Source organism: Actinomadura kijaniata (genome assembly GCF_014138665.1).
GTDB lineage: Bacteria > Actinomycetota > Actinomycetes > Streptosporangiales > Streptosporangiaceae > Spirillospora > Spirillospora kijaniata.
Genome location: NZ_JACJIA010000011.1, coordinates 281,456 through 304,149 on the forward strand (window position 1 = coordinate 281,456; position 22,694 = coordinate 304,149).

Sequence of the window (22,694 nt, forward strand, 5' to 3'; positions counted from 1 at the left end):
TCAGACGTTCGCGGCCGACCTCGCGGCGGCGTACCGGCGGGCCTTGCGCCCGATCCGGCGCCGCGAGGCCCACAGGTAGAGCGGGACGCCCGCGCGGCGCAGACGGCCCGGCACCAGCCGGTACCCGGACGCGCCCGTGCGCAGCAGCAGCCACAGCAGCCGTTCGCGGCGCGGCCCCCAGGGCAGCCCGTACTGGTCGCGGACGCGCGGCGGCAGCAGACCCGTGGTGACGAACCGGAACAGCGCCATCGCCGGCCACAGCGGGCGCAGCCTCGGCGCCCACAGGACCTCCCGCATGACCGCCCGGCCGGTGTCGGAGACCTCCAGCGTGGCGATCATGCCGTCCATGTAGCGGCCGAACGCCTCCTCGTCGGCGGGCTGCGCGCCCGGCGGGCAGCCCAGCACGTCGGCGACGTACCGGGCCTGGTCGATGTAGGAGGCCGCCAGGTCGCCGTCGGGGGAGCGCAGGACGTCCCGGTAGACGTACAGCGCCGCGTCGATGAGCGTGGCGTTCACCCACACCTGGAGGTCGGGGTCGTTGCCGGAGTAGCCGGGGCCGGTGATGCGGTCGTGCATCCGGCGGATCGCCCGGCCCATGCGCTCGGCCTCCTCCGGGGTCCCGAACGCCACGATCGCCAGGAAGTCCAGCGTGCCGAGCAACCGGTCCAGCGGCCGGTTCCGCAGGTCGCTGTGGTCGGCCACGCCCTGGGCGACCTTGGGGTGGGCGACCTGGAGCAGCAGGGCGCGCCCGGCCGCCAGCATCACGGCGGGCTCGGCGGCCAGCCGCCGCAGGACGGTCCGGTCGGGCACGGGGGCCGGAGCGCTCATCGGGGTCCTTCCGCGAGGGAGACGTCCGTAAGCACATACTTTCGCAGCCGGTGCGGCTTCTCAACAGCTTGTTGGCGTTTTGTCAACAGGCCGGGGAGATCATCGGTTGGGAACGCTCCAGGACGGGTAGGTTCCGCCGCGGACCGGTAGGGGGATCGGCGAAGGGGGCGAGATGGGTCTGGAGCTGCTGGCGGCCATGCTGCCCGGCGTGCTGGTCGCGCTGTGGGTGTGCGGCTCGGTGAAGAAGACCGCCGAAGCGGAACGGGACCGCCGCCGCTGAGCCGGCGGAGGCGGTCCCGTCACGGACGGTCGGAAGGGGAGGGCGGGGGTCAGGTGGAGTCGCGGCGGCGCAGGTAGCGTTCGAACTCGCGGGCGATGGCGTCGCCGCTGGCCTCGGGAAGCTCGGTGGCGTCCTTCTGCTCCTCCAGGGTCCGCACGTACTCGGCGACCTCGGAGTCCTCCTCGGCCAGCTCGTTGACGCCGTTCTCCCAGGCGCGGGCCTCCTCGGGCAGCTCGCCCAGCGGGATCGCCACGTCGAGGACGTCCTCCACGCGCCGCACCAGCGCCAGCGTCGCCTTCGGCGACGGCGGCTGGGCGACGTAGTGGGGGACCGCCGCCCACAACGACACCGTGGACAGGTCGGCCTTGGCGGCGGCGTCCTGGAGCACCCCGAGGATGCCGGTCGGCCCCTCGTAGCGGGTCGGCTCCAGGTGCAGCGAGGACACCAGCCCCGCGTCCGAGCCCGCCCCGGTGACCGGAACCGGCCGGGTGTGGGGGGCGTCGGCCAGCAGCGCGCCGAGCAGCACGACCTCGCGCACGCCCAGCTCCAGCATCAGCCCGACCAGCTCGCGGCAGAACCTGCGCCAGCGCATGTTCGGCTCGATGCCGTGCACCAGGATCACGTCGCGGCCCGACGGCAGCCGCGCCCACAGGATCCGGGTGGTGGGCCAGGTGATGCCGCGGGTCTCGCCGTCCACCAGCTCCACCAGGGGGCGGGTGACCTGGAAGTCGTAGTAGTCGTCGGGGTCGAGTTCGGCGATGGGCGTGGCGTCCCAGACCGTCGCCAGGTGCTGGATCACCCCGCTGGCCGCCTCCCCGGCGTCGTTCCACCCCTCAAAGGCGGCCACCAGCACCGGTTCGACCAGTTCCGGCACATCTTCGAGCTCGACCACGCGCTGCCTCCTTCCGACGTCGGGTACAGCGTCCCCGCGGAGCCCGGCATTCCCGGGGGGGTCGGGCCCCGCATGATCGATCTGGCAGTCAGCCTACGTCCTGCCGGGGTCCTACCCCGCCGTCCCGCCGGCCAGACCTGCGCGGCGCGGGCGGCGGAACGGGCCGGGTCACGATTGCGTCACTTCCCGTCGGTGGTGTGCACGATGAGCACGTCGCAGGGAGCGCGGTGCGACAGGTTCGCCGGGACCGAGCCGAGGATGCGGCCGGCCAGGCTGTTCAGGCCACGGTTGCCGATCACGACCAGCTCGGCGGCGCGGTCCCGGGCCAGCCTGGCGATCACGTCGACGGCGTCGCCCTCGACCGCGATCTGCTCGATCTCCTTGGCCCCGGCGGCGACGGCGCGCTCCCGGGCGGCGCGCAGCGCGTCGTCGGCGGGGGTGGAGCCCTGCACCTTGTAGGCCAGGTCGCCCAGCCGGTCGGCGGCGGCGAGCCGCTCCCGCTCGGGCATCGGGTGGTAGGCGGAGGCCAGCAGCAGCGTGGCGCCGGTGGCGGCGGCCAGCTGGGCGGCCCGGTCGACGGCGCGGAACGAGGAGTCCGAGCCGTCGGTTCCGACGAGGATGGTGCGGTAGGCGCTCATGCCGCTCCTTACCGGTAAGTAGGTCAGTGGGGGCACGTTATCGGTCTGATGTCCCATCCGTCACGGGCGTCCCGACACGCCGAAGTGACCTGCGTCGCAACGGCGTCCAGCAATTGGACGTTCAAGTGGTGTGCGGGCCCGGCCGGATAAGGTGTCCTGTCATGAGCACTCCTCCCACTCCGCAGTCGTTGCGCCAGGCCCTCCGAGACCGCGTCGTCGTGGCCGACGGCGGTATGGGGACGATGCTCCAGGACCGCAACCCCACCATGGAGGACTTCGAGGGCCACGAGGGCTGCAACGAGATCCTCAACGTCACCCGTCCCGACATCGTCCGCTCGGTCCACCAGGCCTACTTCGACGCGGGCGTGGACTGCGTCGAGACCAACACCTTCGGCGCCAACCTCGGCAACCTCGGCGAGTACGGCATCACCGAGCGGATCTTCGAGCTGGCCGAGGCGGGCGCCCGGCTGGCCCGCGAGGTCGCCGACGCCTGCTCGACCCCCGACCGGCCCCGCTGGGTGATCGGGTCGGTGGGGCCCGGCACCAAGCTGCCGACGCTGGGGCACATCGGCTTCGCCGAGCTGCGCGACGCCTACCAGCGCAACGCCGAGGGCCTGATCGCCGGCGGCGCGCAGGCGATCCTGGTGGAGACCTGCCAGGACCTGCTCCAGGCCAAGGCCGCCCTCATCGGCGCCAAGCGGGCGATCGCCGCGGCGGGCGCCGACACCGTGCTGATCGGCCAGGTCACCATCGAGCAGAACGGCGCGATGCTGATGGGCTCGGAGATCGGCGCGGCCCTCACCGCGCTGGAGCCCCTGGAGCTGGACCTGATCGGCCTCAACTGCGCCACCGGCCCGGCCGAGATGAGCGAGCACCTGCGCTACCTGGCCAAGCACGCCCGCATCGGCCTGTCCTGCATGCCCAACGCCGGCCTGCCGGTGCTGACCGCCGACGGCGCCCACTACCCGCTGACCCCCGAGGAGCTGGCCGACGCGCACGACACGTTCACCCGCGAGTTCGGGCTGAACCTGGTCGGCGGCTGCTGCGGCACCACCCCCGCCCACCTGAAGGCCGTGGTGGACCGCGTGCGCGGCCGCGCGCTCGCCGAGCGCGACCCGCGCCCCGAGGCGGGCGCCGCCTCGCTGTACCAGCACGTGCCGTTCCGCCAGGACACCTCCTACCTGGCGATCGGCGAGCGCAGCAACGCCAACGGCTCCAAGGCGTTCCGCGAGGCGATGCTGGAGCAGCGCTGGGACGACTGCGTGCGCATCGCCCGCGAGCAGGCCCGCGACGGCGCCCACATGATCGACCTGTGCGTCGACTACGTGGGCCGCGACGGCGTGGCCGACATGAAGGAGCTGGCGTTCCGCCTGGCCACCGCCGCGACCCTGCCGATCGTGCTGGACTCCACCGAGATCCCCGTCCTGGAGGCGGGCCTGGAGATGCTCGGCGGCCGCGCCGTCGTCAACTCCGTCTCCCTGGAGGACGGCGCCGGTCCCGGCTCCAAGATGGCGCGGCTGATGCCGGTGGTCAGGGAGCACGGCGCCGCCGTCGTCGTGATGTGCATCGACGAGAGCGGCCAGGCCCGCACCGCCGAGTGGAAGGTCGACGTCGCGGCCCGCACCATCGAGGAGCTGACCGGCACCTGGGGGATGCGCGTCGAGGACATCATCGTCGACACCCTCACGTTCACGATCGGCACCGGCCAGGAGGAGTCGCGCCGCGACGCCCTGGAGACGATCGGGGCGATCCGCGAGCTCAAGCGCCGCTACCCGGGCGTGCAGACCACCCTCGGCCTGTCGAACGTGTCGTTCGGCCTCAACCCGGCCGCCCGCATCGTGCTGAACTCGGTGTTCCTGCACGAGTGCGCCGAGGCCGGCCTGGACTCGGCGATCGTGCACGCCTCCAAGATCCTGCCGATGAACCGGATCCCCGAGGAGCAGCGCGAGGTCGCCCTCGACCTGGTCTACGACCGGCGGCGCGACGGCTACGACCCGCTGATCCGGTTCATGGAGCTGTTCGAGGGCGTCGACACCGCCGCGATGAAGGCGGGCCGCGCCGCCGAGCTGGCCGCGCTGCCGCTGTGGGAGCGCCTCAAGCGCCGCATCATCGACGGCGAGCTGGAGAACCTGAACGCCGACCTGGACGAGGCCCTCACCCAGAAGCCCGCGCTGGCGATCGTCAACGAGGTGTTGCTGGACGGCATGAAGACCGTCGGCGAGCTGTTCGGGTCCGGGCAGATGCAGCTGCCGTTCGTGCTCCAGTCCGCCGAGGTCATGAAGACTGCGGTGGCCTACCTGGAGCCGCACATGGAGAAGTCCGAGGACGGCGGCAAGGGCCGCATCGTGCTGGCCACCGTCAAGGGCGACGTCCACGACATCGGCAAGAACCTGGTGGACATCATCCTGTCCAACAACGGCTACGAGGTCGTCAACATCGGCATCAAGCAGCCGATGTCGGCGATCCTGGAGGCCGCCCGCGAGCACCGCGCCGACGTCATCGGCATGTCCGGCCTGCTGGTCAAGTCCACGGTGATCATGAAGGAGAACCTGGAGGAGCTGAACCAGCGCGGCCTGGCCGACCAGTGGCCGATCCTGCTCGGCGGCGCGGCGCTGACCCGCTCCTACGTCGAGCAGGACCTGGCCGGGCTGTTCGGCGGCGAGGTCCGCTACGCCCGCGACGCGTTCGAGGGGCTGCGGCTGATGGACGCGTTCATGGCCGTCAAGCGCGGCGAGCCGGGCGCGACGCTGCCGCCGCTGCGCGAGCGCCGGGTGAAGAAGGGCGCGACCCTCCAGGTCACCGAGCCGGAGGACATGCCCTCCCGCTCCGACGTCGCCACCGACAACAAGCTGCCGAACCCGCCGTTCTTCGGCGACCGCATCGTCAAGGGCATCCCCCTGGCCGACTACGCGGCGTTCCTGGACGAGCGCGCCACCTTCATGGGCCAGTGGGGCCTGAAGCCCACCCGGGGCGGCGACGGCCCCGACTACGAGGAGCTGGTGGAGACCGAGGGCCGCCCGCGCCTGCGGATGTGGCTGGACCGCGTCCAGACCGACGGCCTGCTGGAGGCCGCCGTCGTGTACGGGTACTACCCGTGCGTGTCGGAGGGGAACGACCTGGTCATCCTCAACGACGACGGTTCCGACCGCGAGCGCTTCACCTTCCCGCGCCAGCGCCGCGACCGGCACCTGTGCCTGGCCGACTTCTTCCGCCCCCGCGAGTCGGGGGAGACCGACGTGGTGGCGTTCCAGCTCGTCACCATGGGTTCGAGGATCGCGCGGGCGACGGGCGAGCTGTTCGAGAAGAACGCCTACCGCGACTACCTGGAGCTGCACGGCCTGTCGGTCCAGCTCACCGAGGCGCTGATGGAGTACTGGCACGCCCGCATCCGCTCCGAGATCGGCTTCGGCGCGGAGGACTCCGAGAACGTCGACGACTTCTTCAAGCTCGGCTACCGGGGCGCGCGCTACTCGTTCGGCTACCCGGCCTGCCCGGACCTGGAGGACCGCACCACCCTGGTGCGCCTGCTGAGGCCCGAGCGGATCGGCGTGACCCTGTCGGAGGAGCTCCAGCTCGTGCCGGAGCAGTCCGCCGACGCGATGGTCGTCCACCACCCCGAGGCCAAGTACTTCAACGCCTGACGGAACGCCAGGAGCCGGCCGGCCCCCGCGGGGACCGGCCGGCTCCTGGCGTTCACCGATCAGTAGGCGTAGAACGGGTTCTTGATGTAGTGGACCCGGTCGCACTTCTGGTAGGAGTTGCTCACCGGCAGGTTCCTGCACAGCTGGATCTTCACGCCGCGCAGGAACGCCACCGAGCCGGTCTTGTGCTTCCAGGTGTACTTCTTGCCCTTACCGCACACCTTCTTGCTGGTGTACTCCTTGTCGTTGCCGGGCCTGTCGACGACGACGCGGGCCTGGGCGCACCACTTGCCCGTCTGGACGTCGAGGACGTCGATCTTCCACTCCGCCTTGTCGTTGGTCAGGCCGTCGTGCCAGCCGACCCAGCCCTTGGCCCTGGTGCCGTTGCGGCTCTTGTCGAAGTTGCTCTTCTTCTTCGCGGCGGCGGCGGTGACGGTGCCGTCACCGCCGGAGGGGCCGGAGGGACCGGAGGCGTGGGCGGTGACCGGCGCGAGGGCCAGGGCGGCGCCGACGGCCAGTGTCAGGGTGGCGCCACGGCGTGCGGACCGGCTGAAGGACATCGTTCCTCCGAGGGGGAGTCGGTCAGGGACGCACCCATGGTGGCGATCATGACGCCCGCCCGCCACGGGTGAGGCGAACTTGGGGACCGGATTGGTGCCCCGGGGCCAGCGCCCCCTGGTCCCACGGACCCATCCGCGCCCGGATCCCGGCCGTTCGACGCGGCCGGCGCCCCGCGGCGCACTCAAGATCAATAGGGTGTCCGGTGACGTTCCGCCCCCCCGGGAGAGGCCCGATGCCCGTACGCCCCGCCGCCCTCCGGCTGCTCGCCCCCGCCGCCGCTGGACTCCTCGCCCTGGTCCCCGCCGCCGCGTCCGCCGCCCCCGCCCCCGACATCACGGTCGACTTCGGCGCGGCGGTCCGGCCCGTTCCCCGCACGACCTTCAACATCGACATCACCGGCTACGGCTCCGGCAGCTACGTCACCAACGACGCCGCCGTGCGCTCGATGCTCGGTGGCGGCCGCTACGGCCAGGCCCGCATGGAGCTGAGGTACACCAGGCCCGGCGACCCGACCAGCAAGATCGTCGCCGGTGGTGCCGGCGCCGACACCACCCACACCGGCGCCGACTGGATCTCCTCGATCAAGGCGCTCGGCGCGGCCCCGGCCGTCATCGTCCCCCTGGACGCCACCGACGCCGCCAACCTCGTCCGCCACTTCAACACCGGCGCCTCCCCCCAGCGGGTCGAACGCTGGATCGTCGGCAACGAGCACCCCGACGCCGCCGCCTACGCCGCCGCGTTCAACCGGGTCCACGACGCCATGAAGGCCGTCGACCCGACGATCGAGGTCGGCGGCCCGGGGGCGGCGTCGCCCGACATGACCTACCTGAGGGAGTTCCTGCGGGTCAGCGGCTCCCGCGTGGACTTCGTGGACTTCCACAAGTACGGCGCCGGCGGCGACGTGCTGCGCTGCGACGGCGAGCTGCTGGCGCGGACCGGGGAGTGGGGCCAGGACATCGAGCGGGCGCGCGCGGTCGTCACCGAGACCGTTCCGGCCCGCGCCGACCGGATCGAGATCCAGGTCGGCGAGCTCAACAGCGACTGGAGCGAGCACCTGCCCCCGGCGAGCTGCGGTAACGTCGGCGACGGCCCGATCCAGTACCGCAACGCCGCGATCTGGTGGTCCGCCAGCGTCTTCGGGCACATCGCCCGGGCGGGCGGCTCGGGGTTCCTGTACGGCGACAAGAACGGCGCCCTCGGCATCCTGTACGACCGGCCGGGCGACCAGCGCCCCGCCTACGCGCGCAACGGCGCGGGCGTCAACGAGCGGATGCCCGTCTACCAGGGGCTCGGCTTCTTCACCGGCGCGCAGGGCACCTCCCTGGCCCGCTTCGGCTCCACCCTGGTGTCGTCGGCGACCTCCCTGCCGGACGTCGAGGTCTACGCCTCCGCCGACCCCCGGGTGATCGTCGTGGTCAACAAGGGCGCCACGCCGCGCACCGCCACCGTGGCCCTCTCCCAGGGCACCACGGTCACCGGGCACCAGAAGGACGGCACCACCGTCAGCTACGCCCTGCCCCGCCCGCTCGGGACCCTGCCGGTCACCGGCGGCCGCCTGTCCGTCCCCCTGTCGGGCCCGTCGGTCACCCAGCTGGTCGTCTCCTAGCCGGCCGGGCGTCACCGCCGCCGTACGGTCCGGTCGGCCGCCTGGCATAGCCTCGAGGACCGGACAAAAGATCTTCGAGAGGGGCATGAGGGTGCACGACGCGACCGGCGGGCTGCGGGCCGTCCTGTTCGACATGGACGGCCTGCTGATCGACTCCGAGCGGCTGTGGCTGGAGGTCGAGCACGAGACGGTCGAGTGGCTCGGCGGCGTGTGGAGCGAGGAGCACCAGAGGAACCTGGTCGGCGGGTCCCTGGACGTCGCCGTGGCCTACATGCTGGAGCTGACCGGCGCCGACGTCCCGCCCGCCGAGGTGGGGCGCCGTCTGCTGGACACCATGACCGGGCGGCTGGCGCTGGGCGTGCCGCTGATGCCCGGCGCCAAGGAGCTGCTGACCGAGGTCAGCGCGGCAGGGATCCCCGCCGCGCTGGTGTCCTCCAGCCACCGGGGGCTCATCGAGGCCGCGCTCGGCAGCATCGGCGGCGACCACTTCGCGACCACCGTCGCCGGGGACGAGGTCACCCGCACCAAGCCGCACCCCGAGCCCTACCTGACGGCCGCCGGGCGGCTCGGCGTCGAACCGCGCCACTGCGTGGTGCTGGAGGACTCGCCCAACGGCGTGGCCGCCGCCCAGGCCGCCGGGGCGCACGTGGTCGCCGTCCCGCACGTGCTGCCGGTCGAGCCCGCCCCCGGCCGCACCGTCGTCGCCTCCCTGACCGAGGTCGACGTCCCGCTGCTGCGCTCCCTGGCGGGAAAGACGCTCTGAATTCCTCCCCTTCCCGTATCCGGTCGTTCTCCGGTGATCCGTCGCCGAACGGTCCCGGACATTCCCGGGAGCCGGGGCCGCGATGCCAGAGGTGATCACGAAGGTGGCTCCCACCAGGGGGCGCCGGTCCCTGGAAGGTCGGGGGACCGGCGGTGTCGACCGGGGCGCGACCCCTGATGTGACCTGCTGATAGGCCGGGTCGCGTCCACGGGACAGACCCCCGGGAGGGGCCTCGCCCGCACGCCGGGCGCGTGCCCGCGATGCGCGCCGAAATTTATTTCACGCCTTTTCTCCCCATGGTTTCGGTGGAAATCGGCAGGGACGGAAGCAGCCATTCCCGAAAGCGTTCCGGACCCCGTTCCGCTGTGCGCCGGGTCCCCGTGTCCCTAGGGGAGAGATCACGCCTGAGGAGGAACCGGGCGGGCCGCCGAACCGTCCCACGGGAGGAGTGGCGGCCCGCCGGGAACGTGTGACGATGGGAGGAGCGCCCGTCGCACCGTCGGGGCGCCTGGTACGAGGGGGCCGGTATGAGCGACACACTGATCTTCGCCATCAGCCTGGGCGTGACCCTGCTGGGCCTGGTGCTCAGCTGGGGGGTGGCGCGGCGGCGGGGCGCGGCCTCGGGGATGCGCGGCGCGGCGCTGTCGCTGCTGCCGCTGGCCGCCGCGCTGACCGGCGCCACCGAGTTCTTCGTCACCCTGGCGTTCAGCCCGGTGAGGTGGGCGGGTGCGGTCGTGGCGGGCCTGGCGGTGCTGCTGTACGTGGTGTCGGGCGCGATGCTGAGCCGCCGCGCCGGGCGGGAGGCCGCGCCGGCGACCGGAGCGGGGGGCGGGAAGCCCGCCGGGAGGCCGGCCGGGAAGCCCGCCGGGAAGCAGGGGCGGGCCCAGGCGCCGGCGCCGCGCCGGGCGGTGGAGCGGCGGGAGGCCGCGCCCGCCCTCGACGACGACATGGCCGAGATCGAGGAGATCCTCCGCAACAGGGGAATCAAGTGACCTTCGGGTAACGACAGTCCCGGCCGTCGCGGCGGACCGGGGTACCGCGGGCGCGTCCTGTACGCGCCGTGACGGTCCCCGGTCCGCCGCGTGCTTTACACTCTTAGCAGCTGATCTTGTCTAACCGGCCGTGACCTGCGACGCCGGCGGTATCAGAACGGACTCAACTCGGTAAAGCTTGCCGGGGTGTCCCGCCTGTCGCTTGCTCAACGTGACGGTCGGCCACATACGATCTGCGTACTTTGTCCTTTGTGCTGCGCACGTCTCATGTGCCCTTGATGACGACGAGATCACAAGTCAGCTACGGGTACTGGCGAAGGCGCCCTCACGGATGGACAGTCGTGCCCGAAGCACTAGGTTTCCCTCCAGCAAACGCGGCGTAACGGGCACGGGGGAGCGGACGATCTCCGCGATCGCCGGATGTTACGCCGGCGGCAGCGTGGCCGAAGTGGCCGAAGTGGTAGGAGGTACGGAGCGTGACCGCACCGATCGAGGCGACCGGGGCCGAACAACAGGCCCAGCCGGACGCCGTCCTTGCGGGCAGTGGTCGCAAGGCGATCCAGGGCCGTTCCCTCGGGCAGATCGCCTGGATGCGGCTCAAGCGCGACAAGGTGGCGATGGGCGGTGCCCTGGTCGTGCTGCTGCTGATCGTGATGTCGCTGCCCGGCGTCACCGAGCTGCTGTCGCGCACCTTCGGCAGCCCGCCCAACCAGTTCCACCAGAACCTGGTCGACCCGACCCTCGGCGGGCCGATCGGCAGCCTCGGCGGCATGAGCGCCGACCACCCGTTCGGCATCGAGCCGATCAACGGCCGCGACCTGTTCAGCCGCATCCTGTTCGGCGCCCGGGTGTCGCTGCTGATCGGTGTGCTGGCCACGCTGGTCTCGGTGGTGATCGGGACGGTCATGGGCATCATCGCCGGCTACTTCGGCGGCTGGGTGGACACCGTCATCGCCCGCCTGATGGACATCTTCCTGGCGTTCCCGCTGGTGCTGTTCGCCATCTCCCTGGTCGGCGTCATCCCCAACAAGATGCTCGGCCTGGCGGGCAACGACCTGCGCATGGGCGTGCTGGTGTTCATCATCGGCTTCTTCAACTGGCCCTACATCGGCCGCATCATCCGCGGCCAGACACTGTCGCTGCGCGAGCGCGAGTTCGTCGACGCCGCGCGCAGCATGGGCGCCCGCAACACGCACATCCTGTTCAAGGAGGTGCTGCCCAACCTGGTCGCGCCGATCCTGGTGTACTCCACCCTGCTGATCCCGACCAACATCCTGTTCGAGGCGGCGCTGTCGTTCCTCGGTGTCGGCATCAACCCACCCGACCCGTCCTGGGGCGGGATGCTGTCGGCGGCCACCGAGCTGTACACGGTGGCCCCCCACTTCGTGATCGTTCCGGGTCTCGCGATCTTCATCACCGTGCTGGCGTTCAACCTGTTCGGCGACGGCCTGCGCGACGCCCTGGACCCACGAGCCCGATGACCCCGGCGTACGACCGGTATTAGCGAAAGGGAACCGATGAAATCTCCCAAGGTCGTGACCAGTGCGGCGGCCGGTGCCGTCGTCCTGAGTCTTGGGTTGTCCGCCTGCGGCGGTGGTGACGACTCCTCCGGCGGCACCAGCTCCGCCAAGTTCGACGCGGGCTCCACCGCCGTGGTGAACGCCTCGGACAAGAAGGGCGGCGTGCTGAAGGTCGCGCAGCCCGACGACTTCGAGTCGCTGGACCCGGCGAACATCTACTACGCCTACGGTCTGAACTTCACCCGCCTTTACTCGCGGCAGCTCATGACCTACGCCTCCAAGCCGGGCGCCGAGGGCTCCAAGATGGTCCCCGACCTCGCCGAGGCGCCGGGCACGCCGGGCGACGGGGGCAAGACCTGGACCTACAAGATCAGGCGTGGCGTCAAGTACGAGGACGGCACCGAGATCAAGGCCAAGGACATCAAGTACGCGGTCGCCCGCACCTTCGACCGCGGCGTCCTGCGCAACGGCCCGTCCTACTTCACGCAGCTGCTGGACGCCGACGGCTACAAGGGTCCGTTCAAGGACAAGGACCTCGACAAGTTCAAGGGCGTCGAGGTCAAGGACGACTACACCCTGGTCTTCAAGCTGAAGGCGCCGTTCGCCGAGTTCGACCAGGTGGTGGGCTTCAGCGGGCAGACCGTCCCGGTCCCGCAGGACAAGGACACCGGCACCCGCTACGGCATGCACCCGGTCTCGTCCGGCCCCTACAAGTGGGAGGGCGACTACCAGCCGAAGAAGGGCGGCACGCTCGTCCGCAACACCAACTGGGACGCGCAGACCGACCCCAACCGCAAGCAGCTCCCGGACAAGATCGAGGTCCAGGCCGGCCTGAAGGCCGAGGAGATCGACAACCGGCTGATGGCGGGCACGGTGCACGTCGACCTGCCGGGCTCGGGCGTGCAGGCGGCCGCCCGCCAGCAGATCCTGACCAACCCGAAGCTGAAGGCCAACGCCGACAACCCGCTGGCCGGCTTCCACTGGTACATCCCGATCAACACCAAGAACATCCCGAACGTCGAGTGCCGTAAGGCGATCGTCTACGCCGCCGACCGTGCGGCGATGTTCCGCGCCTACGGCGGCGACGCCGGTGGCCAGGTGTCCACCTCCATCCAGCCGCCCGCGGTCGACGGCCGGGAGAAGGGCCAGGACTTCTACACCAAGGCCGACGTCAACTTCACCGGTGACGTGAACGCGGCCAAGGACGCCCTGAACAAGTGCGGCAAGCCCAGCGGCTTCGAGACCGTGATGGTGTTCCGCAGCGACCGCCCGAAGGAGAAGGCCACCGCCGAGGCCCTGGAGCAGTCGCTGGCCCGCGTCGGCATCAAGCTCCAGCTGAAGGGCTACCCGTCGGGCACCTACACCAACGAGCAGCTCGGCTCGCCGGCGTTCGTCAAGCGTGAGAAGGTCGGCCTGGGCACCTACGGCTGGGCCCCCGACTGGAACACCGGCTACGGCTACCTGCAGCCGATCTCCGACAAGGACGCGATCGTCGAGACCGGCAACGCCAACGCCGAAGAGCTGGACGACTCCGTGGTCAACAGCAAGTGGGACGAGGTCGTCAAGGTCCAGGACCCGGCCCAGCGCGCCAAGATCTACAACGAGATCGACGCGCGGATCCGTGAGCAGGCCGCGATCCTGCCGAACGTGTACGCCAAGTCCCTGCTGTTCCGCCCGACGTCCCTGACGAACGTCTACTTCCACGCGGGCTACGGCATGTACGACTACGCCAACATGGGTGTCACCGGCTGAGACCGGTCCACCCCCCGCACTACCTGAGAGAAGGCAGGTGAAGGCAGCGGGTGGCCGGCGGGGCTGATCCCCCGCCGGCCACCCAGGCCGGACACTGTGGTCGCATTCATTGTTCGCCGCCTGCTGGGCGCCGTCGGGCTGCTGCTCATCATCAGCGCGGTGACGTTCGCCATCTTCTTCCTTGTGCCCCGCGCCGCCGGGGTGACCGCCGACGACCTGGCCGCCCGTTACGCCGGTAAGACCCCGGACGCGGCGACCCTGACGGCGATCAAGGAACGATTCGGTCTCGACGAACCGATCACCACCCAGTACGGCAAGTTCGTCAAGGCCATCGTCGCCGGTGACACCTACGACACCGGAACCGAGAAGATCGACTGTCCGGCTCCCTGCCTGGGCTACTCCTTCCGCACCAACCAGCCGGTGCTCGACCAGATCATCGACCGGCTCCCGATCACGATGTCGATCACAGCCGGGGCCGCGGTGCTCTGGCTGCTCGCCGGCATCTCGATCGGCGTGCTGTCGGCCCTGCGCCGCGGCACCCTGTTCGACCGCGCCGCCATGGCGGTGGCGCTGGCGGGCGTGTCACTGCCGGTGTTCTTCACCGGCCTGCTGGGCCTGGCCTTCGTGGTCCACAAGTGGCATCTGCTCCCCGAGGTCAACTACGTCGGCCTCACCGAGAACCCCGCCAAGTGGTTCGCCTCGCTGCTGCTGCCGTGGATCGCGCTGGCGTTCCTGTACGCCGCCCTGTACGCGCGGCTCACCCGGGCGGGCATGCTGGAGACGATGAACGAGGACTTCATCCGCACCGCCCGCGCCAAGGGCCTGCCGGAGAAGACCGTGGTCGTCAAGCACGGCCTGCGCGCCACGCTCACCCCGATCCTGACCATCTTCGGCCTGGACCTGGGCGTGCTGCTGGGCGGCGCGATCATCACCGAGAAGACGTTCTCGCTGCCGGGCCTGGGCCAGCTCGCCCTGGACGGCATCAACCAGAGCGACCTTCCGGTGGTGCTCGGGGCGACGCTGTTCGCCGCGTTGTTCATCGTCCTGGCCAACCTGGTCGTGGACGTGTTGTACGGGGTCATCGACCCGAGGGTGAGGCACAGCTGATGACGGACAAGCGACGGGCCGAGCTGACCGACGGCACGGTGAGCGACTCCGCGGCCGGCGCGCCCACGGCCTTCCTGGAGGTGCGCGACCTGCGCGTGCACTTCCCGACCGACGACGGCCTGGTCAAGTCGGTGGACGGACTGTCGTTCAAGCTGGAGCGCGGCCGCACCCTCGGCATCGTGGGCGAGTCGGGCTCGGGCAAGAGCGTCTCCTCCATGGCCATCATGGGCCTGCACAACCGCCGCAACTCCAAGGTCTCCGGCGAGATCTGGCTGAACGGCGAGGAGCTGGTCGGCCTGTCACCCGAGCGGGTGCGCCAGCTGCGCGGCAAGCACATGGCGATGATCTTCCAGGACCCGCTGTCGGCGATGCACCCCTTCTACACGGTGGGCCACCAGATCGTCGAGGCGTACCGGGTGCACAACGACGTCTCCAAGCAGGTGGCGCGCAAGCACGCCATCGACATGCTCGGCCGGGTCGGCATCCCCAAGCCCGACAAGCGCGTCGACGACTACCCGCACCAGTTCTCCGGCGGCATGCGGCAGCGCGCCATGATCGCGATGGCGCTGTCCTGCGACCCCGAACTGCTGATCGCCGACGAGCCGACCACCGCGCTGGACGTGACGGTGCAGGCGCAGATCCTGGACCTGATCCGGGACCTGCAGCAGGAGTTCAACTCCGCCATCATCATGATCACCCACGACCTCGGCGTGGTCGCCGAGCTGTCGGACGACATCCTGGTGATGTACGCGGGCCGCAGCGTCGAGCAGGCCAGCGTCGAGGACGCCTTCCACCGTCCCCTGCACCCCTACACCTGGGGCCTGCTGGGGTCGATGCCGCGGCTGGACCGCGACCGCACCGAACGCCTCATGCCGATCAAGGGCACCCCGCCCTCCCTGATCAACGTGCCGTCCGGCTGCGCCTTCAACCCCCGCTGCGCCTATCGGGACCTCAACGGGGGCAAGAGCGAGACCGACCGGCCCGAACTGGTCGAGGTGGAGCCGGGCCACAAGGCCGCCTGCCACCTCCCGCTGGACAGGCGGCGGGAGATCTGGGACACCGAGATCCGGCCGAAGCTGTGACCGCACGGGGGAACACTGTGAGCACTACTGACAACGCCACCGGGCCGACCGCCACGGACCGGGCCATCCCCCAGGGCGAGGTCCTGCTGGACGTCGACAACCTGGGCAAGCACTTCCCGGTGCACGCCGGTCTGCTGCGCCGCCAGGTCGCCGCCGTCAAGGCCGTGGACGGGGTGTCGTTCTCGGTCCGCAAGGGCGAGACCCTCGGCCTGGTGGGCGAGTCGGGCTGCGGCAAGTCCACCACCGGCCGCATGATCATGCGGCTGCTGGACCCGAGCTTCGGCAAGATCACCTTCGAGGGCGAGGACATCACCCGGATGTCCCAGTCGCGGCTGCGCCCGCTGCGCCGCGACCTCCAGATGATCTTCCAGGACCCGTACTCGTCGCTGAACCCGCGCCAGACCGTCGGCGCCATCGTCGGCGCCCCGTTCCGGCTGCAGAAGATCCAGACCGAGAACGGCGTGAAGAAGGCCGTGCAGGAACTGCTGGAGCTGGTCGGCCTCAGCCCCGAGCACTACAACCGGTACCCGCACGAGTTCTCCGGCGGCCAGCGCCAGCGCATCGGCATCGCCCGCACCCTGGCGCTCAAGCCGAAGCTGATCGTGGCGGACGAGCCGGTGTCGGCGCTGGACGTGTCGGTCCAGGCGCAGGTGGTGAACCTGCTGGAGGACCTCCAGGACGAGCTGGACCTCACCTACGTGGTGATCGCGCACGACCTGTCGGTGGTGCGGCACATCTCCGACCGGGTCGCGGTCATGTACCTCGGCAAGATCGTCGAGGTCGCGGACCGCAACGACCTGTACGAGCGGCCGATGCACCCCTACACCAACGCGCTGCTGTCGGCGGTCCCGGTGCCCGACCCGGCCAAGCGCGAGGGACGCGAGCGGATCCGGCTGCAGGGCGACGTGCCCAGCCCCCTGGACCCGCCGCCGGCCTGCCGCTTCCACACCCGCTGCTGGAAGGCGCAGGAGATCTGCAAGACGCAGGAGCCGCCGCTGGCCGAGCTGAGCCCCGGCCACCAGGTCGCCTGCCACTTCCCGGAGAACACCACCGTCAGCGCCACCGACGCGGTCGCGCAGAGCGCGGTGTCCCCGCCCGCGACGGACCTGCCGACCCCGTCGCTGCGCAAGGAGTAGCACGCACGGCGAAGGCCCCGCACGGACCCGGTGTCCGCGCGGGGCCTTCACCGTTCCCAGGCCCTTCCGGCGGAACGTATTCGGCGGAACGGGCCGGGCCGATGGGAACGGACCGGGCGGGACGGTGATGCCGCCCCGCCCCCTGGGATCACCCCGTCTGGCCGGGGCGGCTCAGTCCCGTCTCGTAGGCGTACACCACCGCCTGCACGCGGTCACGCAACCCCAGCTTGGCCAGCACGTTCCCCACGTGGGTCTTGACGGTCGTCTCGCTGACGACCAGCTCCCGCGCGATCTCGGCGTTGGACAGGCCGCGCGCCACGTGCGTCAGCACCTCACGCTCACGGTCGGTGAGGGTGTCCAGACCCGGCGGGGGAACGGCGTCGCGCACGGCGGGCAGCCGCGTGGCGAACTTGTCCAGCAGCCGCCGCGTCACGCTCGGCGCCACGATCGCGTCCCCGGCCGCCACGATCCGGATCGCCTGCACCAGGTCCTCCGGCGGCGAGTCCTTCAGCAGGAACCCGCTGGCCCCGGCCCGCACCGCCTCGATGACGTACTCGTCCAGGTCGAACGTCGTCAGGATCAGCACCTTCGGGTCGTGCGAGGCCGCCCCGTCCCGGATGATCCGCCGGGTCGCCTCGATCCCGTCGACACCCGGCATCCGGATGTCCATCAGCACCACGTCCGGCAGCAGCGACCGCGTCAACTCCACCGCCGCCGCGCCGTCCCCGGCCTCCCCGACCACCGCCAGGTCCGGTTCGGCCTCCAGGATCAGCCGGAACCCGGTCCGCAGCAGCGGCTGGTCGTCCACCAGCAGCACCCGTGTGCTCACCTTTTCGCCTCCGCCGCCTGCCGGGCCGCCCATCCGGCCACCTGCTCCACCATCACGCTACGCCTCCAGCGGGAACCGGGCCCGCACGCCGAAACCTCCACCGACCCGCGGCCCGATCCGCAGCTCACCGCCGTACAACGCGACCCTCTCGTACATCCCCACCAACCCATGGCCGGGATTGTCGTCCTTGTCGGCGATGATCGTGGCGGTGCCACGCCCGTCGTCCTCGATCTCCACCGTCAGGTCCTCGTCGGTGTACTCCAACCGCACCCAGGCCCGCGCCTCCGGCCCGGCGTGCTTGAGGGTGTTGGTCAACGCCTCCTGGATCAGCCGGAACGCCGCCACGTCCACCCCCGGCGACGGCTGGCGCGCCTCGCCCTCGATCCACAACTGCACCGACAGGCCCGTCTCCCGGACATGGTCCAGCAGCTCGCCCAGGTCGCCCAGGCCCGGCTGCGGCGCCAGCTCGCCGCGGGCGCTGTCGGCGTCGCGGTCGGTGCGCAGCACCCCCACGATCCGCCGCATCTCGCTCAGCGCGGTCCGCCCGACCTCCTCGATCGTGGCCATCGCCTCCCGCGCCCCGTCGGGGTTGCGGTCGATGATGCGCCGCGCCGCGCCCGCCTGCACCGTCATCACGCTCACATGGTGCGCCACCACATCGTGCAGCTCACGGGCGATCCGCGACCGCTCCTCGATCCGCGCGGCGCGCGCGTCGGTGCCCCGGGCCCGCTCCAGCCGCGCCGCCCGGTCCTCCAGCTCGGCGAAGTAGGCGCGCCGCAGCCGCAGGTTGCGGCCCAGCATCCACACACCCGCCACCAGCGCGTTGTTGGTGAGCAGCACCATCAGGCTGTTGTCGACCGGCACCATCGTGAACACGACGTTGAACACCGCCAGCGCCGCCACCCCGCCGAGCGCGCTGTGCGCCAGGCCCCGGTGCGCCGCGACGCTGTAGACCGCGATCAGGAACGCCGCCACCTCCGGGATCGTCGGCAGGTAGTGCCAGGCCGTGAGCGCGAACTGCCCGGCCAGCACCACCAGCAGCACCGACAGCGGACGCACCCGCCGCAACGAGATCGTCAGGGTGACCACCGTCACCGTCACGACCTGCCGCAGATCGGCCTCGGCGAACGAGTCCGCCACGTCCGGCGGCAGGTCCCGCCACACCAGCTGCGGGATGCCCGCCAGCAGCAGCACCAGCGCCAGCAGGGCGTCGGCGCCCACCGGACGCGCCAGGAACCAGGCACGGCAGGCTCGCAGACCTCGGATGCGGGGTGACACGACTCTCACCCTATGAGAGCGGCAGCAGGTCGTGAGCCCTCCTGCGCGTGGATCCGTGATCCTCCGCAAGGATGACCCGGCCGCTCACAGGTCGTCGTGCTCCGGGCCGTCCGAATCCGCCGTCACCGCCACCACCGGAACCGCACCACCGGCCCCGGCCCCCTCACCGGCCCCACCGGCCCCGCTCCCGCCGGCATGGGCGGGCAGCGGCGGGGGAGTGCCCCCGAACTGCGGGCACCGCGCCTTGTGGTCGCACCAGTCGCACAACCGGCTGGTCCGGGGCCGCCACTCGCCGGTGTCCATCGCCCGCCGGATCGCCTGCCACAGCGCCTCGACCTTCCGCTCGGTCGCCCGCAGATCCGCCTCGTCCGGCTCGTACCGCAGGATCTCGCCGTTGCCCAGGTACATCAGCTGCAACAACCGCGGCACCCGCCCGTGCAGCCGCCACAGCACCAGCGCGTAGAACTTCATCTGGAACAGCGCCCGCGTCTCGAAGTCGGCGCGCGGGGCCGCACCGGTCTTGTAGTCCACGATCCGCACATCACCCGACGGCGCCACATCGACCCGGTCGATGAACCCGCGCAGCTTCAGCCCCGACTCCAGCACCGTCTCCACGAACAGCTCCCGCTCGGCGGGCTCCAGCCGCCGCGGGTCCTCCATCGTGAAGTACCGCTCCAGCATCCGCCGCGCCTGCTCCAGCCAGCCGTCGCGCTCGGCCTCCCCGGCCTCGCCCTCGGCGAACATCGTCGCCAGCTCCGGCTCGGCCGCCAGCAGCCGCTCCCACTGCGGCCCCAGCAGCTCCAGCGCCGCCGCCGCGGTCCGCTCGGCCGCCGGACGGTCGAACAGCCGCTCCAGCACCGCGTGCACCAGCGTGCCGCGCACCGCCGCCGGAGACGGCTTCTCCGGAATCTTGTCGATCACCCGGAAGCGGTACAGCAGCGGGCACGTCATGAAGTCGCCCGCCCGCGACGGCGACAACGACCCGACCACCCGGGGCCCCTGCCCCGCCTGAGGGTCCTGCCCCGCCTGAGGGTCCTGCTCCGTCCGGGGGTCCTGCTCCGTCCCGGGGGCCTCGTCCCGGCCGCCCGCCGCCTCGTCCACCCTGCCGTCGGTCCCCGTCGTCATGACACAGCAGCGTAGGCGACCCCTCCGACGAAAACCCACACCCGAACCCACCCGCCCCGCCACCCGGCCGGCCATGCGCGGCCCGGCCCGTGCGCGGATCCCGCCCCCGGGGCCGTAGCATCGGGAACGTGACCAACAGCGCGCCCCCGGCCGAGGACAAGCACCCGGCCGGCGACCCCGCGGGCGGCCCCGCCCCCCGCCCCGGACTGCCCATGGGGCGGCCCTTCGGCATCCCGGTGTACGTGTCGCCCAGCTGGTTCCTGGTCGCGATCCTGGTGACCGTCATGTTCGAGAGCCAGGTCAACGACCGCCTCGGCGAGATCGTCGCCCGGCCCGCCAGCTACGCCGTCGCGTTCGCCTACGCCGTGCTGCTGTACGCCTCGGTGTTCGTCCACGAGCTCAGCCACGCGATCACCGCGCGGGTGCTGGGCCTGCCGGTCCGCTCGGTCACCCTGCACATCCTCGGCGGCGAGACCGCCATCGAACGCGAGGCCCCCACCCCGGGCCGCGAGTTCCTCATCGCGTTCGCCGGACCCCTCACCAACCTCGTGCTGGCCGGGGGAGGGCTGCTGGTCCACGCGACCCTGCCGCTGCCGCCGGTCCTGGCGCTGCTGGTGGAGGCCCTCACCTTCGCCAACCTGCTGGTCGGCGTGTTCAACCTGCTGCCCGGCCTGCCCCTGGACGGCGGCCGGCTGGTCCGCGCCGCCGTCTGGAAGGCCACCGGCCGCGCCCGCAACGGCGCGATCGTCGCCGGGCAGGTCGGCCGCGTCCTGGCGCTGCTGTGCCTGTTCGGCGGCGCCTACGCCGCCACCTACCGCACCGGCACCGGCGGCGGGATCAGCTGGCTGGCGCTGCTGTGGTCGGCGCTGATCGCCTCGTTCATCTGGATCGGCGCCAGCCAGGCCATCCGCGCCGAACGCATCCGCGACCGCTTCCCCCTCCTGCAGGCCCGCCGCCTGGCCCGCCGCGCCACCCGGGTCACCCCCGAGGTGCCGCTGGCCGAGGCCGTCCGCCGCGCCCAGGAGCAGCAGGCCGGCGCCATCGTCGTCGTCGACCACGACGGCGCCCCCCGCGGCCTGGTCAGCGAGAAGGCCGTCCTCGCCACCCCCGACCACCGCCGCCCCTGGATCACCGTCGGCGACCTGGCGCGCTCACTGGAACCCGACCTGACCCTCCCCGCCGACCTGGGCGGCGAGGACCTGATCATCGCGCTGCGCCGCGCCCCCGCCACCGAGTACCTGCTCACCGAACCCGACGGGTCGGTGTACGGCGTCCTGGCCACCGCCGACGTCGACCGCGCGTTCGCGGGCCTGTGACCGGCCCCGCCCACCGGCCGCCGGACACGGCCTGACCACCGGCTGGGCACGGGCCGACCACCGGCTGAGCACGGGCCGAGCAACGCCCGCGCACCGATAGCCTTGTCACCCATGAGCGAAACCACGCCGCAGCACCCCTCCACGGGCACCCCGGACGAGCCCACCACCGGCCGCATCCCCCACGGCCCGTTCCGCCCCGGCGACCAGGTTCAGCTCACCGACCCCAAGGGCCGCATCAACACCATCACCCTGCAGCCCGGCAAGCAGTACCACTCCCACAAGGGCGCCATCGACCACGACGACGTCATCGGCAGCCCCGAAGGCAGCGTGTTCCGCTCCACCGGCGGCGTCGAGTACCTGGCGTTCCGCCCCCTGCTGAGCGACTACACCGTCCGCATGCCCCGCGGCGCCGCCGTCGTCTACCCCAAGGACGCCGCCCAGATCATCGCCCAGGCCGACATCTTCCCCGGCGCCCGCGTCGTGGAGGCCGGCGTCGGCTCCGGCGCCCTCACCTGCTTCCTGCTGCGCGCCGTCGGCGACCGCGGCCTGGTCTCCTCCTACGAACGCCGCCCCGACTTCGCCGACACCGCCCGCGCCAACGTCGAACGCTTCTTCGGCGGCCCCCACCCCGCGTGGCGCCTCACCCTCGGCGACCTCCAGGACCACCTGTCCGAGACCGAGGTCGACCGCGTCGTCCTCGACATGCTCGCCCCCTGGGAATGCGTCGACGCCGTCGCCAAGGCCCTGATCCCCGGCGGCATGGTCTGCGCCTACATCGCCACCACCACCCAGATGTCACGCGTAGTAGAAGAACTCCGCGACCACGGCGCGTTCGCCGAGCCCTACGCGTTCGAGACCATGCTGCGCTCCTGGCACTGCGAGGGCCTGGCCGTCCGCCCCGACCACCGCATGGTCGGCCACACCGGCTTCCTGGTCACCGCCCGCCGCCTCGCCGACGGCGTCACCCCGCCGGCCCGGCGCCGCCGCCCCGCCAAGGGCGCCTACACCGAACCCCCCACCCCCGCCACCGACCCCGCCACCGACCTCGTGACCGACCCCGCCGCGGCCCCCGACACGCCGAACGCCGAAAATTCGACCGAAGATCAGGGTGCGGTCTAGATCACACCCACCGGGCCGTCACCACCGACCCGTAACGGCGAATTCACACAGCGCCCCCGACCGCGCTCCCCACCCCGACACCCCGCTGAAATCGGAAAACCTTTCGGCGGCACCCACCGAAAACACCCCCACCCACCTTCACCGCAGGGGCGCCGACGGCATTCCCCACACCCGCCGCGCCCCCTCCGAACCCACCGCGCACGCCCCCGACACGACACGAGAACCGAAA

General features: G+C 71.5%; 18 protein-coding genes. 11 read left to right on the forward strand and 7 right to left on the reverse strand.

Going from position 1 to position 22,694, the window contains the following annotated elements:
- The 3 genes from HNR61_RS34750 to HNR61_RS34760 all read right to left on the reverse strand — a co-directional run bounded on the left by HNR61_RS34750 (position 1) and on the right by HNR61_RS34760 (position 2,638).
- Positions 1-828 carry an oxygenase MpaB family protein gene (locus HNR61_RS34750; RefSeq protein WP_182847369.1) on the reverse strand — a complete coding sequence of 276 codons (828 nt, stop codon included), beginning with the start codon at positions 826-828 and terminating at the stop codon, positions 1-3.
- Between the two features lie 329 nt (positions 829-1,157).
- Positions 1,158-2,000 (reverse strand): PAC2 family protein, encoded by an 843-nt coding sequence (locus tag HNR61_RS34755; RefSeq protein WP_182847370.1) that lies wholly within the window; start codon positions 1,998-2,000, stop codon positions 1,158-1,160.
- 179 nt (positions 2,001-2,179) lie between these two features.
- Positions 2,180-2,638, reverse strand: a complete 459-nt coding sequence (locus tag HNR61_RS34760) for a universal stress protein (RefSeq protein WP_182847371.1) — start codon at positions 2,636-2,638, stop codon at positions 2,180-2,182.
- 161 nt (positions 2,639-2,799) lie between these two features.
- On the opposite strand from HNR61_RS34760, the gene metH reads away from it, so the two are divergent.
- Positions 2,800-6,279: a methionine synthase gene (metH, locus tag HNR61_RS34765; RefSeq protein ID WP_182847372.1), complete on the forward strand. Its 3,480-nt coding sequence runs from the start codon at positions 2,800-2,802 to the stop codon at positions 6,277-6,279.
- A gap of 59 nt (positions 6,280-6,338) precedes the next feature.
- Here the strand turns inward: metH and HNR61_RS34770 are convergent, their stop codons facing one another.
- A complete protein-coding gene (locus HNR61_RS34770; RefSeq protein WP_182847373.1) occupies positions 6,339-6,839 on the reverse strand; it encodes a hypothetical protein in 501 nt (166 codons plus the stop codon).
- A 233-nt stretch (positions 6,840-7,072) separates the two neighbouring features.
- Here HNR61_RS34770 and HNR61_RS34775 point away from each other — a divergent pair, with 233 nt between their 5' ends.
- The 8 genes from HNR61_RS34775 (at position 7,073) to HNR61_RS34810 (ending at position 16,798) form a co-directional block, all read left to right on the forward strand.
- A complete protein-coding gene (locus tag HNR61_RS34775; RefSeq protein WP_182847374.1) occupies positions 7,073-8,446 on the forward strand; it encodes a hypothetical protein in 1,374 nt (457 codons plus the stop codon).
- Between the two features lie 85 nt (positions 8,447-8,531).
- On the forward strand, positions 8,532-9,209 hold the full coding sequence (locus tag HNR61_RS34780) for an HAD family hydrolase (RefSeq protein ID WP_182847375.1): 678 nt from the start codon (positions 8,532-8,534) through the stop codon (positions 9,207-9,209).
- Between the two features lie 527 nt (positions 9,210-9,736).
- A complete protein-coding gene (locus tag HNR61_RS34785) occupies positions 9,737-10,201 on the forward strand; it encodes a hypothetical protein (protein WP_182847376.1) in 465 nt (154 codons plus the stop codon).
- A gap of 476 nt (positions 10,202-10,677) precedes the next feature.
- Entirely contained in the window at positions 10,678-11,682 is a 1,005-nt protein-coding gene (locus HNR61_RS34790; RefSeq protein WP_182847377.1) for an ABC transporter permease, read from the forward strand.
- 36 nt (positions 11,683-11,718) lie between these two features.
- On the forward strand, positions 11,719-13,473 hold the full coding sequence (locus HNR61_RS34795; protein ID WP_182847378.1) for an ABC transporter substrate-binding protein: 1,755 nt from the start codon (positions 11,719-11,721) through the stop codon (positions 13,471-13,473).
- Between the two features lie 96 nt (positions 13,474-13,569).
- Complete coding sequence (locus HNR61_RS34800; protein ID WP_182847379.1) at positions 13,570-14,580, forward strand: ABC transporter permease; 1,011 nt, start codon at positions 13,570-13,572, stop codon at positions 14,578-14,580.
- Entirely contained in the window at positions 14,580-15,662 is a 1,083-nt protein-coding gene (locus tag HNR61_RS34805; RefSeq protein ID WP_182847380.1) for an ABC transporter ATP-binding protein, read from the forward strand. Before HNR61_RS34800 ends, HNR61_RS34805 begins: the two co-directional genes overlap by 1 nt.
- A gap of 17 nt (positions 15,663-15,679) precedes the next feature.
- Positions 15,680-16,798, forward strand: coding sequence for an ABC transporter ATP-binding protein (locus HNR61_RS34810; RefSeq protein ID WP_312898247.1), 1,119 nt, complete (start codon positions 15,680-15,682; stop codon positions 16,796-16,798).
- A 148-nt stretch (positions 16,799-16,946) separates the two neighbouring features.
- Here HNR61_RS34810 and HNR61_RS34815 read toward each other — a convergent pair whose 3' ends face one another.
- From HNR61_RS34815 to HNR61_RS34825, 3 genes are all read right to left on the reverse strand, one after another.
- A complete protein-coding gene (locus tag HNR61_RS34815) occupies positions 16,947-17,627 on the reverse strand; it encodes a response regulator (RefSeq protein WP_067826167.1) in 681 nt (226 codons plus the stop codon).
- 57 nt (positions 17,628-17,684) lie between these two features.
- Positions 17,685-18,905, reverse strand: coding sequence for a sensor histidine kinase (locus tag HNR61_RS34820; protein ID WP_182847381.1), 1,221 nt, complete (start codon positions 18,903-18,905; stop codon positions 17,685-17,687).
- 84 nt (positions 18,906-18,989) lie between these two features.
- Positions 18,990-19,856: a RecB family exonuclease gene (locus HNR61_RS34825; protein ID WP_246444454.1), complete on the reverse strand. Its 867-nt coding sequence runs from the start codon at positions 19,854-19,856 to the stop codon at positions 18,990-18,992.
- A gap of 302 nt (positions 19,857-20,158) precedes the next feature.
- Here HNR61_RS34825 and HNR61_RS34830 point away from each other — a divergent pair, with 302 nt between their 5' ends.
- Both HNR61_RS34830 and HNR61_RS34835 read left to right on the forward strand, forming a co-directional pair.
- Entirely contained in the window at positions 20,159-21,346 is a 1,188-nt protein-coding gene (locus HNR61_RS34830; RefSeq protein ID WP_312898248.1) for a site-2 protease family protein, read from the forward strand.
- Positions 21,347-21,457: 111 nt separating this feature from the next.
- Positions 21,458-22,465: a tRNA (adenine-N1)-methyltransferase gene (locus tag HNR61_RS34835; protein WP_182847383.1), complete on the forward strand. Its 1,008-nt coding sequence runs from the start codon at positions 21,458-21,460 to the stop codon at positions 22,463-22,465.
- The last annotated feature ends 229 nt before the right edge of the window (positions 22,466-22,694 follow it).